This window comes from Chryseobacterium hilariae, from assembly GCF_051400735.1.
Taxonomy (GTDB): Bacteria; Bacteroidota; Bacteroidia; order Flavobacteriales; family Weeksellaceae; genus Chryseobacterium.
The window spans coordinates 26,871-42,464 of record NZ_JBLFFJ010000005.1 but is presented as its reverse complement, the minus strand read 5'-3'; the positions used below and the strand labels follow the sequence as shown (position 1 = coordinate 42,464).

The window sequence follows — 15,594 nt, the reverse complement described above, 5'->3', positions numbered from 1 at the left end:
TTACTTTTGTAACTATAAAAATGATAGTATAATAATTTATGAACTTTTTAGAACAAATGAAAAAAAGATATACTGTAAAAAAGTATAATCCACAGGAAAAAATCAGTGCAGAACAGATTGCAGAATTGAAGGAAATCCTTAATCTGAGTCCTTCTTCGATCAACAGCCAGCCATGGAACTTTATTTTCGTTAATAAGCCTGAACTTAGAGAACAGCTGGCAGAAGCGTCTTATTTTAACAGGGAAAAGGTATTAGACAGCAGCCATATCATTGTATTCCAGGTGATAAAAAACCCTAAAGATTTTGAAAAACAGATCGAAGAAAATCTTCCTGAAGGTTCGGTTAATTACTACAAGAATATGGTAAAACCACAAGGCGAGGCTGGCATCCGGGCGTGGATGGGACATCAGGTTTATCTTTCACTGGGCATTCTTCTTTCAGCATGCGCTGCTATGGGAATAGATTCCACTCCGATGGAAGGTATTGAAACTGAAAAATATGACGAAATCCTTAAAAATGATTCTTATGAAACACTTTTTGCAGTAGCCATCGGGAAAAGAGACGAAAATGACAGCAATCATTCTGAAACGACTCCTAAAAGAAGGCTAAAAAGTGAAATGGTTATTTTAGAGTCTTAACAGTCAGACTTCATTTAAAATAAAAGCTGTTTCAGGTGAAACAGCTTTTTGTATTATAATACTTTCAATTCCAGGTCTATTGTCTTCCCAAAGAATTTCTTAGAGATCTTCTCAAAATTTTTCGTCAGATCCGAAAGGTAAAAATGATAATTCGGCTTTGGATTATTGTCATTCAGAAGATGGTATTTATCCAGTATGATCTTCAGGTGATTGGCCACAATATTTGGAGAATCAATCACACGGACCCTGTTACCATAATATTGCTTAATCTCATCGATCAGCAAAGGATAGTGTGTGCATCCTAGAATAAGGGTTTCAATATTTTTAAGCTTATTATTGCTTAAATAATTGTAAATGATGGCATGTGTAATCGGATGGTTCTTGAAGCCTTCTTCAATAGCAGGAACCAACAACGGAGTAGCGAGCTCATCAACCTTGATCCATTTATTATGTTTCCTGATGCTTTTCTTATAAAGCCCTGAATTGACAGTTGCTTTTGTAGCAATAACTCCAACATTATTGTGGATCTCATACGCTACTTTTTCAGCAACGGGATTAATAACGTCTATGACAGGAACTTTTCCATTCACAGACTGCATGACCTCGTTTAAAGCATTTGCTGTAGCCGTATTACAGGCAATAACAATTGCTTTACAGTTCTGCTGAAGCAGAAAATTGGTGATCTTGGTAGAATATTCTATAATCGCATCCTTCGACTTTTCACCGTACGGAAGGTGTTTGGTATCTCCAAAATAGATCAGGTCTTCGTGGGGAAGAAGCCGTTTGATCTCTTTGGCTACGGTAAGTCCTCCTACTCCGCTATCGAAAATACCGATAGGCTGGCTTGGTGAAAGATGGGAATAATCTTGCTTTTTAGTTTTCAAGTGAACTGAAATTTTATACAAAAATACGAAGATTTTAGATTCCGTATTCTAGATTGTGGACTTTATTATTGAAATACTAAGCAAGTTAAATTCTTAAACTTTTAGTTGATCAATTATAATTTAACTTTAGATAGGAATTTCATAATTATGCTTCGACTACGCTCAGCATGACATCTCTAATACTAATTTAATTTAAAATCAGCTAACATTATCATTCTTAAACATAATCAAAATATGTTTAAGAATGTTTTACTTATACTATAAATAAATCCGAAGCAATTCCATCCGCCATAAACCAATGTTTTTCCGGGATTTTCAAATGATTGTTTTCAGTGATTAAAATACCTTCTTCCATTTTAGATTTTATCTCATTTTGGAAATGTTCAAGAATCTTATCATTGAATTTATTCCTCAGGCTTTCAAGATCTACTCCCCAAATTGTCCTGAGACCAATCATAATCATTTCATTGAACTGATCATGCTGTGAAAGCAGCTCTTCTTCTTTGGCCAGAATTCCGGCATGAAGTTTTTTAATATACTGCTGATTATTGGCCACGTTCCAGCTTCTGACATCAAATCCGTTGTAAGAATGTGCGGAAGGACCGATTCCAAGATATTCTTTGTACTTCCAATAGGCAGAATTATGCCTTGAATAAAAGCCCGGTTTCGCAAAATTAGAAACTTCATAATGTTCAAAACCGTTATTTTTTAAGAAATCTGACAGATAATAGAACTCTTCATTCTGTTCTTCTTCTCTAGGACTGGCAACTTTTCCTTTCGAAATCCAGTTTTCTAAAGCTGTTTTGGGTTCAACAGTAAGGGCGTAGGAAGAAATATGAGGTACTTCAAGGGCAATTGTTTTCCTTAAATTCTCTTTCCAGATCTCCAGATTAGAAGTCGGTGAGCCATAAATCAGATCGATGCTTAAGTTTTCAAACCCGAAATCCTGTGCTCTTTTAATCGAATCTTCTGCTTCGGAAGCATTATGTGCACGGTTCATCAGTTTCAGATCTTCCTCAAAAAAGCTTTGGGTACCAATAGAAAGCCTGTTGACCGGAGATTGGGCAAGCTGCTTTAAAAAACTTTTGTCCAAATCATCGGGATTGGCTTCAAGGGTAACTTCAATATCATTGTCAAAACTGAAGTATTTCAGGACTTCATCGATTAGAGAATTGATTTCATCTGCTGAAAGAATAGACGGTGTTCCGCCTCCAAAATACAGGGATTTTAAACTTTTAGTCTGCAGCTCGTCTTTTCTAAGCCTGATTTCGGTCTTCATCGCACGGATCATTTCATCTTTAAAATTTAAAGAGGTAGAAAAGTGAAAATTGCAGTAGCTGCATTTCTGTTTGCAGAAGGGGATGTGAATATATATCATAAAAAAAGCCCTGAAAATTTCAGAGCTCAAATTTATTTAAATTAAATCAGATTAATATCTATATCCTCTATGATTAATAAAGTTATCAAAGTTATAACCTAAGCTGATCATAAAGCTGTTTCCTCCATAGGTCTGGATATCAGACATTCCAATGTTGTAGGTTGCTCCGATCATGAATTTATTAAATCTTACTTTAACAACCGGTGCAACCTGAAGCTGCTGGCTGTCAAATCTGTTCTGTACCGTTCTGTAGCTTACCCCGGCAGAGAATGAATTGATGTCATTAAAGAAAGTAGCCATTAGGTTATAGTCGATCATTCTTGTTGAATTGGTATTCAGGTTGATCAACGCTGATGGCGTTACGAAGATATTGTCAGCAAAATGCCAGTCATATCCTAAGTTTAAGAAGAATTTAATTGGTGAAGGCTCAATTCCGTTTACGATAGCCTTATCATTACTTAATGCGATATCATTTACAGAGATTCCTGCAAAGATATTTCTATAGGTAGCTGCTGCACCGAAGTTGGCATAAGCCATAAAAATATTTCCTTCTTTTCCGATCAACAAAGGATCGTAACCATCTTCAACGTTCACTGAAGTATAGTCGAAGTTCATATTATAAAATGAAACACTGGTACCGAAAGAGAACTGGTCTTTTCTGTCTCCCTCACTACTTAGTGGAATAAAGTATGAAGCTCCCGCTGTAATACCGCCTGCAGAAATAGGGCCATTGCTGTCTCTGAAAATAGAGAGCCCTGCTCCCACTCTGTCGAAAATGTTCCCGTTGATTCCTATAGACTGCGTATTTGGAGAATCGCTGAACTTGTCAAATTGTTTGTGGTAATTGGCATTAAGCTGCACGTAATCGGTCTTTCCGTACTGAGCTGGGTTGAACAGGAATTCACCATCCAAAAGATATTGCTGATAGTATGGTAGTGATTCTTGTGCTTTGTATGCATTTGACAAAAGAGCTAAACATACGATAGCATATAGTTTTCTCATAACAAATCTTGATTTCAATTCAACAAATATAAAAAAATTCTCAATATATTTTTAGTTTTCTAAATAATTTCTCCATTTTTTTACGGCATCCGCCATATCTTTGGGCATTGGGCTCTCAAAATATAATTCCTTTTTAGTGGTTGGATGTATAAACCCTAAAGTATGGGCATGGAGTGCATGTCTAGGAAGAATTTCAAAAACATTTTTTATAAACTGCTTATACTTAGGCAGATTCACTCCTCTGAGAGGCGTATGCCCTTCATATCTTTCGTCATTAAACAAAGTATGGCCAATATGTTTGAAATGAGCCCGGATCTGATGCGTTCTTCCTGTTTCAAGTTTACATTCTACCCAGGTCATATATTTAAATCGCTCTAAAACTTTATAATGTGTCACGGCGTGCTTTCCGTGGCTTCCATCCTCATAAACGGACATCTGCATCCTGTTTTTGGGATGCCTCCCGATATGGCCTCTTATTGTACCCTCATCTTCCTGAGGGTTTCCCCAGACAAATGCCCAGTATAATCTTTTTGTAGTTCTGTTAAAAAACTGTTTCGCTAAAAAGCTCAATGCATATTCGTTTTTTGCGATCACCAAAAGGCCGGAGGTATCTTTATCAATCCTGTGGACAAGCCCCACTCTGTCCAGATCAGATTTCTCCCCGCTCTTTTCAAAATGGAAAGCCAATGCATTTACCAATGTTTTGTCCCAGTTTCCATGACCAGGATGCACCACCATCCCCGGTTCCTTATCTACTACTACCAGATCATCATCTTCATAAATAATATTTACAGGAATATCCTGAGGAATGATCACATTTTCCCTCGGCGGATGGGCAAGAAGCACCGAAATCTGGTCACCGGGCTTCACACGGTAATTTTGTTTTACCGGAGCTCCGTTTACAACCACATTTCCGGCTCTGCAGGTCTGTGAAATTTTATTCCGTGAAGAGTTTTGTCTGTATATTAATAAGAACTTATCAATTCTTAACGGCTCCTGGTTTTTATCGACTTTGATATTAAGATGCTCATACAGTCCTTTATTTTCCTCATCAATATCGATGTTCTCCAAACTGTCGGAATCCAATAATTCTTCATCTAAAAAGTCTTCGTTATCTTCTGCCATTATTTTATTTTTTTACGCAAAAGGCCTCAACATTTTGCAGTTGAAGCCTATATTTTATATAATAAACCGTGATTATTCTACCACTACTTTTTTAGCCTTTGGCTTTTGGACCGGCTGCTGTGTTGCATTTCCTGTCGTTGTTGCCGGCTTACTTCCCGAACCCTGGCTGCTTGTTGCAGTGGATTTAGGTTTTTCTGTTACCGTTCCTGATGTCTTGGCTCCGGTAGCTGTACCGGTTTTGGCTGGTTCAGTCTTTGCCGGTTCAGGTTTAGGAGTTTCTTTTTTGGGTACAGGCACTACAGGTGGATCATAGCTTGGTTCCGGATAGCTAGGAACTTCATCATAATGTACCGGAGGCAGTGATGTATCTACTTTCATTCGGTAAATAGAGTTCAGCTGTTCTACTTTAGCTCTAAGCTCAGCAGGTGTTCTCTTACTTGCCCAAAGGTCAATCTGCATTCCCTGGTCCCTTACATCTCCGGAAGCCGGATCCTGGTAATAAATAATATCAGATTCATCTTTACTTCCATCTTCGTGTTCTACCAGACCTACTTCGAATAAACTTTTTGCGATAACCGCTTTGGCTTCTTTTACGGAAAGACCTACCACACTAGGAATTGAAATATTTCTCATAGGACCTGAGCCTACTACAACATCAATCACGGAGAATCTCGGAAGACGTGATCCCGGATTGACTGCATTACCTTTATATAATACTCTTAAAAGAGCATCTTTCTGAATACTCGGTTCATAGATAGTATCACCTATTTTAAGACCCACCTGATCCAGTCTCTGGAAAGCCAGTCCTGAATATTTATTGATCACATCAGGAATCGTAATAGGAGCCCATGTTCTGGGATTAACTACAATTCTTACCAGCGATCCCGGTTTTACACGAGAACTTGATAGAGGGTGCATTTTCAAAACCTGGAAAGGTTTATATTTAGGATTGTACTCAGCACTGTCTACTTCATATTCCAGCCCGGTATCCTCTAATATTTTTACGGCATCATAAACCGATTTGTTAATGACATTGGGCACAGGAATTTCCTGACCGTGGTTGGTATGGTATTCCAGCCAGCGGAAAGTAAGCCACACTAACCCCACAAAAATACCGATGGCTACTGCTAAATTCAGTAAAACTTTCCAATTGAAAAGTGATTTAAGCATACTTAAAAATACTTTAATTATAACGGCAAATATAGCTAATAATTTTAAATGTACTTTTATTTAACACAATTCATTTCAATTTTAAAATTTCTGAATTTCCCTTATTGCATTACATAAAATGATTAAATTTGCCCTAATTGATACTATAATGGTTATGAGCAAAAAAAGTGTTGCCGTTGTCATGGGAGGCTATTCGGATGAATATGTGGTTTCCTTAAAAAGCGGTCAGTTGATCTACGATTCTCTGGACAGAAATCTATATGATGTATATAAAGTGGTCATCCTTAAAGATGAATGGTATTTTTTAGGAGAAAATGATCAAAAATATGAAATCAACCGCGGAGATTTTTCGGTGACATTAGATAGTAATGAAAAACTGAAATTCGATGCCTGTTTCAACATTATCCACGGAACTCCGGGTGAAAACGGGATCCTTCAGGCTTATTGGGATGCTATAGGGCAGAAATATACCGGTTGTGATTTCTATCAAAGCGCCTTAACCTTTAATAAAAAAGATACATTAGCTGTCTTGTCAAAATATGGAATTCCTTCTGCTAAAAGCATTTATTTAAGAAAAGGAGAAGACATCAATACAGACGAAATCGTTGAAACTCTTGGTCTTCCGGTTTTCGTTAAGCCCAACCAGTCCGGATCATCTCTGGGAATCTCGAAAGTAAAGGAAAAGTCAGAATTAATTGCCGCAACTGAAATTGCATTCAACGAAGATGATGAGATCCTGATTGAAAGCTTCCTGGACGGAATGGAAGTTTCTGTAGGCGTCATAGATTTCAAAGGTGAAACCATCGTTTTAGGAATCACCGAAATCGTACCGACCAATGAATTCTTCGATTATGAGGCCAAATATGAAGGAGCTTCTGAAGAAATTACCCCTGCAAGAATTGACGATGCAACCAGAATCAGAGTAGAGGAAATTTCAAAAAGGGCTTACAATTCCCTTGGCATGAGCGGTTTTTCAAGAAGTGAGTTCATTCTTATGGACGGTATTCCTTATATGCTTGAAATGAATACCAATCCGGGGTTCTCCCCTGCCAGCATTCTTCCTCAGCAGGCAAAAATTTACGGAATATCCATCACAGATCTTTGCGGAAACGAAGTAGAAAAAGCATTGAATAAATAATAGAAGTTAGAAATCAGAGGTTAGAGAATGATTGAAGACAGGAGATAGAGGTAACAGTACACTAAAACCCTCTACTCCGAAACTCACGACCTAACCAGTAACTCGCAAACCATAACTCATCATAACACGTAAAACATGAAAATTGCTGTTTTCCCCGGATCATTTGATCCTATTACCCTGGGACATTATGATATTATTGAAAGAGCGGCTCCGCTTTTTGACAAACTGATTATTGCGATCGGACAGAACTCCCAAAAAAAATATATGTTTCCCCTGGAAAAAAGAATGGAATTTATTCAAAATTCCGTCGCTGAATTTCCCAATGTGGAAGTTGACTTTTTTGAAGGACTAACAGTAGATTACTGCTTTGAAAAAGATGCACAATACATCCTGAGAGGCTTAAGAAATCCCGCCGATTTTGAATTTGAAAAAGCAATAGCCCACACTAACAGAACTTTAGCCCATAAAAAACTGGAAACCGTATTCTTATTAACCTCATCCGGAAAGTCTTTCATCAGCAGCAGCATTGTAAGGGAGATCATCAACCATAACGGAGAATATGAATTATTGGTTCCGGAAGCCGTCAGGGTAGAACGATAAGTAATGTGTAATAGGTAATGAGTAATTTGGGAAATATGGATTACAATCAAGTTTTTCGGGAAAGAACTAAAAATTTTTCCATTCTTGTGATTAAATCTTTTTCATCATTACCTTATTCAGATGATGTTTCGGTCATAAGAAAGCAAATTATAAGATCTTCTACTTCAGTAGCTGCAAACTACAGAGCTGTTTCAAGAGCAAGATCTGAAAAAGAAAAATTTGCCAAGCTCTGTATTGTTGTAGAAGAAATTGATGAAACTCAACTTTGGCTTGAGATCATTAAGGAACTCGAATACCTAAGTCCTGAAAAAATGATTCATTTAAAATCAGAATGTGAAGAACTTGTAAAGGTTATGACTAAATATAAGTTTAGATTATCCCAACTTTAAATGGCATAATTTTTATTACTCATTGCCCATTACCTATTACTCATACATATATGCACGAACAGTTCAATTTTGCCATAGAGGTGCTCGGAACCATTTCCTTTACGATGTCGGGAAGTTTTGCAGCAATGCAGAAACGTCTTGATCCGTTCGGGGTACTGATTATTGCATTCGTCACTTCTGTAGGCGGAGGAACTGTAAGAGATCTTCTCCTGGACATTCCTGTTTTCTGGATGCACGACCTTTTAACATGTGCACTGATTTTAGGAACAAGTATTTTCGCCATGGTCTTCAAGTCTATTGAAAAGAACTTCAAGGTAACCTTATTTATTTTTGACAGCTTCGGGCTGGGATTATTTACCATTATCGGAGTTCAGAAAGGATTGAATGCAAATATTCATCCCCTGATATGTATCGCGCTGGGAACCATAACCGGCTGTTTCGGAGGGATCATACGGGATATCCTCCTCAACAGGATTCCACTGATTTTCAGGAAAGAGATCTATGCTACAGCATGTATTGTCGGAGGATCTGCATTTCTTCTGATGACTAAGTTTATCCCGCTTTCCTATACATTTATACAGATATTCACCATTATCCTCATTGTCGCGATCAGAACTCTCGCTGTAAAATATCACTGGCAAATGCCCAAATTTTATGGGTATGATCAGAATTCTGAGATGTAGCAGTAATGTATTCACATATAATAAAAAAAGCACCTGAATTCAGGTGCTTTTTTAGTTTCGTATGCTATTCTTAGAAAAATTTTCCTCTCTGTCTCATATTCGGATTGTGCATGTGTTTCTGCATGGAAGGCATCTTCAGCTGGTCTTTCATCATTTTTATCTGGTCCGTCATCATTCCTGCAGTGTCTAATCTTTTAGCCTCATCCAGAAGCTTCTGCCCTTCCTGTTTTCTTCCTTTAGAAATGGCTGCTGCTGCAAGATTCAATGTTGCCATCGCTCTGTCATGCTTCATATTCAGACCATATTCCAAAGCTTTTTTCATTAAAGGCTCCACCTTTGCCGGATGCTCCTGAGCCTGGGTAAGTCCCTGCAAATAGTGAAAATATCCATATTGGGATTTATGAAGCTGCGCCTGATAATTGGTGATTCCGTTTAACCATTGTGCGGCTTTTTCCATATTCTGTTTTCTCAGCTGCCAGAAGGCTAGGAGAATATATTCATTCTTGATGAAAAGTATAATAGGCAGTGCTGCAAGAAGGAATACTACAATTCCCCAGCCCAGACTTCTTGTGAAAATCATCATATAAAGTCCTAAAAGGATAAGAACTGCTGCAATTACAATTTTTATGTACTTATTCATTGTTCAGTTTTAGAAAGTGCAAAGATAGAAAATTTACAGGTTAGAAGCTAGAGGTAAGGAGTTAGAATTTCATAACTATTCGCTCTTGATCCGTTCAAATGTCTGAAAGCAAAAATCATATTGATTTTTTTCATCTTTTTCATGGCAGATCTCTGCTATTTTTTTCCAGACCTTCGGATTGATCTTTGGAAAGAATGTATCGGCTTCAAGATCGGCCTTCACTAAGGTAACCTCCAATTTATCAACAATTTCCATAGTCTGCTCATAGATATTTCCGCCACCGATAATGAAGATGTCTTCATCAATCTTTTTGGCAAATTTTACCGCTTCTTTAATGCTTCCTACGATCAGGATTCCTTCTTCGAACCAGTTCTTCTTTCTGGAAATTACAATATTGGTACGGTTAGGCAACGGTTTTCCTATACTTTCATAAGTTTTTCTTCCCATAATAACAGGATGTCCGGAAGTCATATCTTTAAAGTGTTTCAGGTCTTTAGGAAGATGCCACAGCAATTTATTTTCAAAACCGATCTCGTTCTTCTCTCCCATGGCCACCACTATTGTTGTCATTCTAATAATTTTTTACAAAATTAGCACATAATTTGTATATTTGATTAGCACAAAAAATTAAAAAAAAATAAACTATGAAAAATAAAGGCTGCCTTAGCGCAGGAACTATCGGTATTGCACTGCTTATCATTGTAGGTGTAATATTCTTCTGGGGTAAAAACGGGTATAATAATTTTGTTTCGAAAGAACAGAACGTAAATTCCAAATGGTCTAATATAGAAACCGTCTATCAGAAAAGGGCCAATCTTATTCCCAATCTGGAAAGAACTGTTAAATCGTATTCTAAATTTGAGCAGGAAACATTAACCAAAGTGGTTGAAGCACGTTCCAAAGCAACTTCCATCAACATCGACCCTACGAATATGACGGAAGCTGATATGGCGAAATTCCAGGCTGCACAGGGAGAATTGTCCGGAGCATTAAGCAGGTTAATGGCTGTAGTGGAATCTTACCCTAATTTGAAAGCGGACCAGCAGTATATTAATTTCCAGAGAGAATTTACGGCGATAGAAAACAGCATCAGAACCGAAACGGTTTATTATAATGATGCGGCCAAAGATTACAATACAACGATTAAAACATTCCCGAATAATATTCTGGCGAATTTTACAAACTTTAAAGAAAAACCTTTCTTCAAGGCTGAGGCCGGTGCAGAAAAAGCACCAGAAGTATTTAAATAATGAGCCGTTTTCTGACAAATCAGCAGATCGCTTCCCTTGTGGAAGCCATACAGTCGGCAGAAGAACATTCTACAGGCGAGATCAGGGTACACATTGACTCGAACACGGAAACAGAGAATGCACAGACCGCATTTGAAGTTTTCAAAGAACTCTGTATGAATAAAACCGCCGACAGAAACGCCGTGCTTTTTCATGTCAATTTTGAACAGAAATATCTGACCATCATTGGTGACATCGGAATCCATGATAAAGTACACCAGTCGTATTGGGATCACCTTCACGACTATATCACTGCTGAATTTGCCAAAGGAAATTATTATAAAGCTTTAAAAAGCGGCATCCTGGAAACCGGTCTTGAATTAAAAAAATATTTTCCTGTAGAAGGAAAAAATCCCAATCAGCTGTCTAATGAAATTACGTTCTCTTAAACCTGTATTTTCATTCATACTCTTCTGCTTTTACACTTTTGTATCAGCACAGTACACGGTTCCGCCAAAACCGGCTGTTCTGTATCCTGTATTTGATGAGGCAGGTCTGCTCACACAGCAACAAAAAGACGAACTGAACAATAAGCTGATCAAATTTGCAGACTCTACTTCCACGGAAATTGAAGTGGTCATTATCCCTTCCACTAAAGGAGAAGATGTGAATTTTCTGGCAACCATGTTCGGAGAAAAATGGGGAATCGGAAAAAAAGGCGTGGATAACGGAGTTGTTTTCCTGATTGCTACTGAAGACAGAACCATGTCTATCCAGCAGGGCAGAGCCGTAGAGCAATACCTTACAGCTTCTGTTGCAGGGCAGATCCTTGATTACATTGTCACTCCTAATTTCAGGCAGGGGCAATGGTATGAAGGCATCAACCGAGGCACATCAGCGATCATGGAGGCTGTGCAGGGGAAATTCAAACCTATGGAAACCTCAGCACCTTCAGGTAATGGAAGTGCTTTTAAGATTCTTATTATCGCATTTGTCATCTTTATCATTCTGGCCTTTATCTTCGGAGGCAGAGGCGGCGGACGTGGCGGTGGTAATAATGACGACGACGATGTGATCATCACCAGAAGAGGACGCAGAAATTATCCCGGCGGGTTTTTCCCATTCCCTGGCAGCTTCGGTGGCGGCGGTTTTGGTGGCGGCAGCTCCGGAGGAGGCGGAGGATTTGGCGGTTTTGGTGGCGGAGGAAGCTTCGGAGGAGGTGGCGCCTCAGGCGGATGGTAATTTAAAAGATAACAAAATTCAATACAATCGGGCTGAGTGCCCGATTTTTTATTTAATATATCAAAACCAGGTCATTTCTTTGATTTATTTTAATGTTAAGTTTAAACTTTCGTATTAAAAAGTTAACAAAGCCTCACAAAATCTGTTTTTTATTCAATTTTTTTTTATTACATTTACTAAAAACAGGATTATGAAAAAGACGCTGGTAGTTTTTGCACATCCCTATTTAGAGCACTCCAATTCAAATGTGGAGCTTATCAATTTCTATGTCCGCCACCAGCAGTTTATCCTTAGAGATCTTTACGAGGAGTATCCTGATTTTCATATTGCCGCATTCAGGGAGAGAAAAAGACTAAAAAACTATGACCGCTTTATTTTTCAGTTCCCGTTGATATGGTTCGGAATACCTCCTTTATTAAGATTATGGATTGATGAGGTTTTTGACAGGGACTGGCTCAAAGAAGGAAAAACCAATCCGTTGGAAGGTAAAGAGATTTATATTCTGATAACAACCGGAGGAAAGGAAAGATCTTTCAGTAAAAACGGAACTTATCAGTATACCGTAGAAGAACTGATCAGCGGACTGATTGTATCCTTAAAAGTTTTCAAAGCCGACATCAAACATATCAAGATTGTTTATGAGGCCAATAAACTCAGCAAAAAAGACATTATTTTACATAAAAAAGAGTTTGCAGAACTACTTAACCAATAGCATATGGAGTCCAGCTTAGCAATGAATACATTAATTTTTCTGGGTGTAGCCATTATTATGGTTCCGCTGGCGAGGAAATTTGGGCTGAGTTCTGTTATCGGGTATATTTTAGGAGGTATCATCATTGGCCCATATGTTCTAAGGTTTACCGGAAAGGATGTTAACGACATTATGCACGCCAGTGAGTTTGGAGTGATTATGCTTCTTTTCTTGGTGGGACTAGAGCTGGAACCCCGGAAATTCTGGGAAATGCGTAAGAAAATCATGGGACTTGGCCTTACGCAGATGCTGCTTTCCATCTCCCTGCTTTTTCTGGTTTTCATCAGTGCCGGATGGAGGATAGATAAGGCCGTTGCCATTGCAATATGTTTTGCTCTTTCTTCCACAGCAATTGTATTGCAGACTCTACAGGAAAAGGATAACCTGAAAACCATGGCCGGGGAAGCATCTTTCTCTACCCTTCTGTTTCAGGATATTGCCGTAATCCCTATTCTAGCTATTCTTCCGATCATTGCCAACTATAAGGCAAGCGCTCATGACAATGATATACAGGTTCTGATCCAGAAACTCCCGGAATGGCTGCAGGCCGGTACAGTGATTTTAGGAGTTGCTATCCTGATTCTTTTGGGAAGATATGTATTTGTTCCTTTCTTAAGATATGTTTCAAAGTCGGGAATGACGGAACTGCTTACTGCCTCGTCACTGTTCCTTGTGATAGGAGTTTCTGAGCTGATGGTGGTAATAGGACTTTCGCCGGCTCTGGGAGCTTTCCTGGCCGGGGTAATGCTTGCCAACAGTGAATTCCGGCATGAGCTGGAAGCACAGATCGATCCATTTAAAGGACTGCTTTTGGCTGTATTTTTTGTAAGCGTAGGCTCTACGATCAATTTTAATATTATCCAACAGGATCCTCTGTTTATTTTTTCTACTGTTTTTACAGTATTGGCCGTAAAATTTGTAGTTCTCTATGCCATCGGAAAGTTTTTTAAGATTGATACCCCGCAGAGTTTATTTTATGCATTTGCTCTTTCCCAGGTGGGGGAATTTGCTTTTGTCCTGATCAATTATGCTTCGGATCTTTATCTTTTAAGCCCGGAACTCAATGCACAAATGATGGCTGTTACTGCGATCACGATGTGCATCACTCCTATCCTCCTGATGATAAACGACCGGTTCATTACCCCTAAATTCATTAAAGAAATTCCTGATGAACAGAGTGATTTTAACATTCTGGACAACAATGTAGCTCAGAAGAAGATTATCATTGTTGGTTTCGGACATTTTGGAAGCACGGTGGGACGTCTTTTAAAAGCCAATAAAATTTCAGCAACGGTTCTGGACAGGGATTCCGATCGTGTAAAACTGTTGAGAAGTTATGGTTTTAAGGTTTATTACGGAGACGCTACAAGAATTCCCATCTTAAGGGCTGCAGGAATTGAAGATGCAGAAATCCTGGTTCTCTGTCTTGATGATCCTGATGATAATAAATTCATTGCTGAACTGGTCCGGGAACATTATCCGAAGGTGCGGATCTTTGTAAGGGCAAAAAATAGAATTGACGCCTATAATTATCTCAACAACGGTATTGAAAACATTTACAGGGAAACATTAGGAACCGCAGTAGATATGGCTGTAGATGTTCTTCATGAAACCGGCATGAGAAAATATGCGGCAAGGCGTATGGGGCAAAGATTTATGGCCATAGACAAAGCATCTATCAGAAGGCTGGCCAAAGCAAAGGATGATGACGAGATCCTATTGTTCACCACAAAAGAAATCCTTCAGCGTGAGGAGGAATTACTGGCTTATGACAATCTTAATTTTGACAATAAAAATTGGGAAGATTCCTCGTCAGTAGATGAAGAAAATGACGAGGAAATTCCTAATTGATTTATTGAATACTGACGCTTCCGCCACTGCTTTCTTCCTTGGTTACATTTTTAAGCTCGCCCTTTTTAGAAACATTTACACTTCCGCCTGAAGAAGCTTCTGCATGCAGTGAGGAAACAGCACTGATCTCAGCGCTTGCTCCGCTGGATGCCTCAGCTTTTACATAATCGGCAATAACTTCTTTTCCTGAAATACTACTGCCTGATGAGGAAGTAATATCTGCATTTTTAGTTTTTCCTGAAATAGTAATGCTTGCTGCTGATGAGGCATCAACATCAAGATCTACCGCCCACACCTTTCCGCTGAAGCTGCTGCTGCTGTCTGCCGAAATATCCAAATCATTGGCTTCCAGATCTCCGGAAACGCTTGCTGCGCTGGATATTTCAACATTCATTTTTTCCTGTGTGAATTTATCTTTTATGGCAACGCTTGCTGCAGAATTGGCAACAAGTTTAGAAAAATCTTTGGTGTAAATCTTGGCTTTCACATTATGACTGTTCATAACCCTGATGCCACGCTTATAATGGATATGAAGCTTTCCTCCACTGTTCTCCACAAGAATTTCATTAAGGATATTTTCCGGAGCAGAAATGACAACTTTTTCAGTTTCGGATTTAATTATCTCAGCATCAATAGCCTGGGAAACTTCTATTTCGTCAAAATCTCCGTTAAATACTTTCTCTTTGACCGGACCATTATCTGTGTCGATCACTTTATCTACCCATCCGTTATCATTATTACGGTCATTATTTTCATGGTTTCTTCTATCATGTTTTTCGTTGCATGAGGTTATCAGCGCGAAGGCTGACAATACAAAAAGAGTTGTCGATTTCATGTTTACTGCTTTTATAAATTAAGTTTTTAATATCTTTAT

At 38.5% G+C, this 15,594-nt stretch carries 18 protein-coding genes; 10 read left to right on the top strand and 8 right to left on the bottom strand.

Going from position 1 to position 15,594, the window contains the following annotated elements; translation table 11 throughout:
* The first annotated feature begins 38 nt into the window (after positions 1-38).
* The gene (locus ACMGDK_RS15005; protein WP_436808705.1) at positions 39-638 is read left to right on the top strand and encodes a nitroreductase family protein; all 600 of its coding nucleotides are present in this window, start codon (positions 39-41) and stop codon (positions 636-638) included.
* A 53-nt stretch (positions 639-691) separates the two neighbouring features.
* Here the strand turns inward: ACMGDK_RS15005 and murI are convergent, their stop codons facing one another.
* The 5 genes from murI to ACMGDK_RS14980 all read right to left on the bottom strand — a co-directional run bounded on the left by murI (position 692) and on the right by ACMGDK_RS14980 (position 6,197).
* Complete coding sequence (gene murI / locus ACMGDK_RS15000; RefSeq protein ID WP_116014406.1) at positions 692-1,522, bottom strand: glutamate racemase; 831 nt, start codon at positions 1,520-1,522, stop codon at positions 692-694.
* A gap of 253 nt (positions 1,523-1,775) precedes the next feature.
* A complete protein-coding gene (gene hemW / locus ACMGDK_RS14995) occupies positions 1,776-2,900 on the bottom strand; it encodes a radical SAM family heme chaperone HemW (RefSeq protein ID WP_436808704.1) in 1,125 nt (374 codons plus the stop codon).
* Positions 2,901-2,951: 51 nt separating this feature from the next.
* On the bottom strand, positions 2,952-3,902 hold the full coding sequence (locus ACMGDK_RS14990; RefSeq protein WP_436808703.1) for a PorP/SprF family type IX secretion system membrane protein: 951 nt from the start codon (positions 3,900-3,902) through the stop codon (positions 2,952-2,954).
* A 51-nt stretch (positions 3,903-3,953) separates the two neighbouring features.
* Entirely contained in the window at positions 3,954-5,027 is a 1,074-nt protein-coding gene (locus ACMGDK_RS14985; RefSeq protein WP_223560467.1) for an RluA family pseudouridine synthase, read from the bottom strand.
* A gap of 72 nt (positions 5,028-5,099) precedes the next feature.
* On the bottom strand, positions 5,100-6,197 hold the full coding sequence (locus ACMGDK_RS14980) for a PASTA domain-containing protein (RefSeq protein WP_436808702.1): 1,098 nt from the start codon (positions 6,195-6,197) through the stop codon (positions 5,100-5,102).
* A 154-nt stretch (positions 6,198-6,351) separates the two neighbouring features.
* Here ACMGDK_RS14980 and ACMGDK_RS14975 point away from each other — a divergent pair, with 154 nt between their 5' ends.
* The 4 genes from ACMGDK_RS14975 to ACMGDK_RS14960 all read left to right on the top strand — a co-directional run bounded on the left by ACMGDK_RS14975 (position 6,352) and on the right by ACMGDK_RS14960 (position 9,007).
* A complete protein-coding gene (locus ACMGDK_RS14975; RefSeq protein WP_436808701.1) occupies positions 6,352-7,335 on the top strand; it encodes a D-alanine--D-alanine ligase in 984 nt (327 codons plus the stop codon).
* Positions 7,336-7,470: 135 nt separating this feature from the next.
* Positions 7,471-7,935, top strand: coding sequence for a pantetheine-phosphate adenylyltransferase (gene coaD / locus ACMGDK_RS14970; RefSeq protein ID WP_436808700.1), 465 nt, complete (start codon positions 7,471-7,473; stop codon positions 7,933-7,935).
* A 35-nt stretch (positions 7,936-7,970) separates the two neighbouring features.
* Entirely contained in the window at positions 7,971-8,324 is a 354-nt protein-coding gene (locus ACMGDK_RS14965; protein ID WP_436808699.1) for a four helix bundle protein, read from the top strand.
* A 50-nt stretch (positions 8,325-8,374) separates the two neighbouring features.
* Positions 8,375-9,007: a trimeric intracellular cation channel family protein gene (locus tag ACMGDK_RS14960; protein ID WP_436808698.1), complete on the top strand. Its 633-nt coding sequence runs from the start codon at positions 8,375-8,377 to the stop codon at positions 9,005-9,007.
* Positions 9,008-9,077: 70 nt separating this feature from the next.
* Here the strand turns inward: ACMGDK_RS14960 and ACMGDK_RS14955 are convergent, their stop codons facing one another.
* Positions 9,078-9,647 carry a DUF2892 domain-containing protein gene (locus tag ACMGDK_RS14955; RefSeq protein WP_307211019.1) on the bottom strand — a complete coding sequence of 190 codons (570 nt, stop codon included), beginning with the start codon at positions 9,645-9,647 and terminating at the stop codon, positions 9,078-9,080.
* Positions 9,648-9,722: 75 nt separating this feature from the next.
* On the bottom strand, positions 9,723-10,217 hold the full coding sequence (locus ACMGDK_RS14950) for a dihydrofolate reductase (RefSeq protein WP_436808697.1): 495 nt from the start codon (positions 10,215-10,217) through the stop codon (positions 9,723-9,725).
* Between the two features lie 74 nt (positions 10,218-10,291).
* On the opposite strand from ACMGDK_RS14950, the gene ACMGDK_RS14945 reads away from it, so the two are divergent.
* From ACMGDK_RS14945 to ACMGDK_RS14925, 5 genes are all read left to right on the top strand, one after another.
* Complete coding sequence (locus ACMGDK_RS14945; RefSeq protein ID WP_034703627.1) at positions 10,292-10,897, top strand: LemA family protein; 606 nt, start codon at positions 10,292-10,294, stop codon at positions 10,895-10,897.
* Complete coding sequence (locus tag ACMGDK_RS14940; RefSeq protein WP_436808696.1) at positions 10,897-11,325, top strand: TPM domain-containing protein; 429 nt, start codon at positions 10,897-10,899, stop codon at positions 11,323-11,325. The genes ACMGDK_RS14945 and ACMGDK_RS14940 overlap by 1 nt, the downstream gene beginning before the upstream one ends.
* Positions 11,306-12,118: a TPM domain-containing protein gene (locus tag ACMGDK_RS14935; RefSeq protein WP_436808695.1), complete on the top strand. Its 813-nt coding sequence runs from the start codon at positions 11,306-11,308 to the stop codon at positions 12,116-12,118. Before ACMGDK_RS14940 ends, ACMGDK_RS14935 begins: the two co-directional genes overlap by 20 nt.
* 190 nt (positions 12,119-12,308) lie before the next feature.
* The gene (locus ACMGDK_RS14930; RefSeq protein ID WP_436808694.1) at positions 12,309-12,830 is read left to right on the top strand and encodes an NAD(P)H-dependent oxidoreductase; all 522 of its coding nucleotides are present in this window, start codon (positions 12,309-12,311) and stop codon (positions 12,828-12,830) included.
* A 3-nt stretch (positions 12,831-12,833) separates the two neighbouring features.
* Positions 12,834-14,720, top strand: a complete 1,887-nt coding sequence (locus tag ACMGDK_RS14925; protein WP_436808693.1) for a monovalent cation:proton antiporter-2 (CPA2) family protein — start codon at positions 12,834-12,836, stop codon at positions 14,718-14,720.
* Between the two features lies 1 nt (position 14,721).
* Here the strand turns inward: ACMGDK_RS14925 and ACMGDK_RS14920 are convergent, their stop codons facing one another.
* Positions 14,722-15,555 carry a head GIN domain-containing protein gene (locus ACMGDK_RS14920; RefSeq protein ID WP_436808692.1) on the bottom strand — a complete coding sequence of 278 codons (834 nt, stop codon included), beginning with the start codon at positions 15,553-15,555 and terminating at the stop codon, positions 14,722-14,724.
* Positions 15,556-15,594: the final 39 nt, after the last annotated feature.

Excerpts from the sequence above, each read along its gene's own strand:
- ACMGDK_RS15005 (WP_436808705.1), top strand. The coding sequence starts at position 39 with ATGAACTTTTTAGAACAAATGAAAAAAAGATATACTGTAAAAAAGTAT.
- hemW (WP_436808704.1), bottom strand. The coding sequence starts at position 2,900 with ATGATATATATTCACATCCCCTTCTGCAAACAGAAATGCAGCTACTGC.
- ACMGDK_RS14990 (WP_436808703.1), bottom strand. The coding sequence starts at position 3,902 with ATGAGAAAACTATATGCTATCGTATGTTTAGCTCTTTTGTCAAATGCA.
- ACMGDK_RS14985 (WP_223560467.1), bottom strand. The coding sequence starts at position 5,027 with ATGGCAGAAGATAACGAAGACTTTTTAGATGAAGAATTATTGGATTCC.
- ACMGDK_RS14980 (WP_436808702.1), bottom strand. The coding sequence starts at position 6,197 with ATGCTTAAATCACTTTTCAATTGGAAAGTTTTACTGAATTTAGCAGTA.
- ACMGDK_RS14975 (WP_436808701.1), top strand. The coding sequence starts at position 6,352 with ATGAGCAAAAAAAGTGTTGCCGTTGTCATGGGAGGCTATTCGGATGAA.
- coaD (WP_436808700.1), top strand. The coding sequence starts at position 7,471 with ATGAAAATTGCTGTTTTCCCCGGATCATTTGATCCTATTACCCTGGGA.
- ACMGDK_RS14965 (WP_436808699.1), top strand. The coding sequence starts at position 7,971 with ATGGATTACAATCAAGTTTTTCGGGAAAGAACTAAAAATTTTTCCATT.
- ACMGDK_RS14960 (WP_436808698.1), top strand. The coding sequence starts at position 8,375 with ATGCACGAACAGTTCAATTTTGCCATAGAGGTGCTCGGAACCATTTCC.
- ACMGDK_RS14955 (WP_307211019.1), bottom strand. The coding sequence starts at position 9,647 with ATGAATAAGTACATAAAAATTGTAATTGCAGCAGTTCTTATCCTTTTA.
- ACMGDK_RS14950 (WP_436808697.1), bottom strand. The coding sequence starts at position 10,217 with ATGACAACAATAGTGGTGGCCATGGGAGAGAAGAACGAGATCGGTTTT.
- ACMGDK_RS14945 (WP_034703627.1), top strand. The coding sequence starts at position 10,292 with ATGAAAAATAAAGGCTGCCTTAGCGCAGGAACTATCGGTATTGCACTG.
- ACMGDK_RS14940 (WP_436808696.1), top strand. The coding sequence starts at position 10,897 with ATGAGCCGTTTTCTGACAAATCAGCAGATCGCTTCCCTTGTGGAAGCC.
- ACMGDK_RS14935 (WP_436808695.1), top strand. The coding sequence starts at position 11,306 with ATGAAATTACGTTCTCTTAAACCTGTATTTTCATTCATACTCTTCTGC.
- ACMGDK_RS14930 (WP_436808694.1), top strand. The coding sequence starts at position 12,309 with ATGAAAAAGACGCTGGTAGTTTTTGCACATCCCTATTTAGAGCACTCC.
- ACMGDK_RS14925 (WP_436808693.1), top strand. The coding sequence starts at position 12,834 with ATGGAGTCCAGCTTAGCAATGAATACATTAATTTTTCTGGGTGTAGCC.
- ACMGDK_RS14920 (WP_436808692.1), bottom strand. The coding sequence starts at position 15,555 with ATGAAATCGACAACTCTTTTTGTATTGTCAGCCTTCGCGCTGATAACC.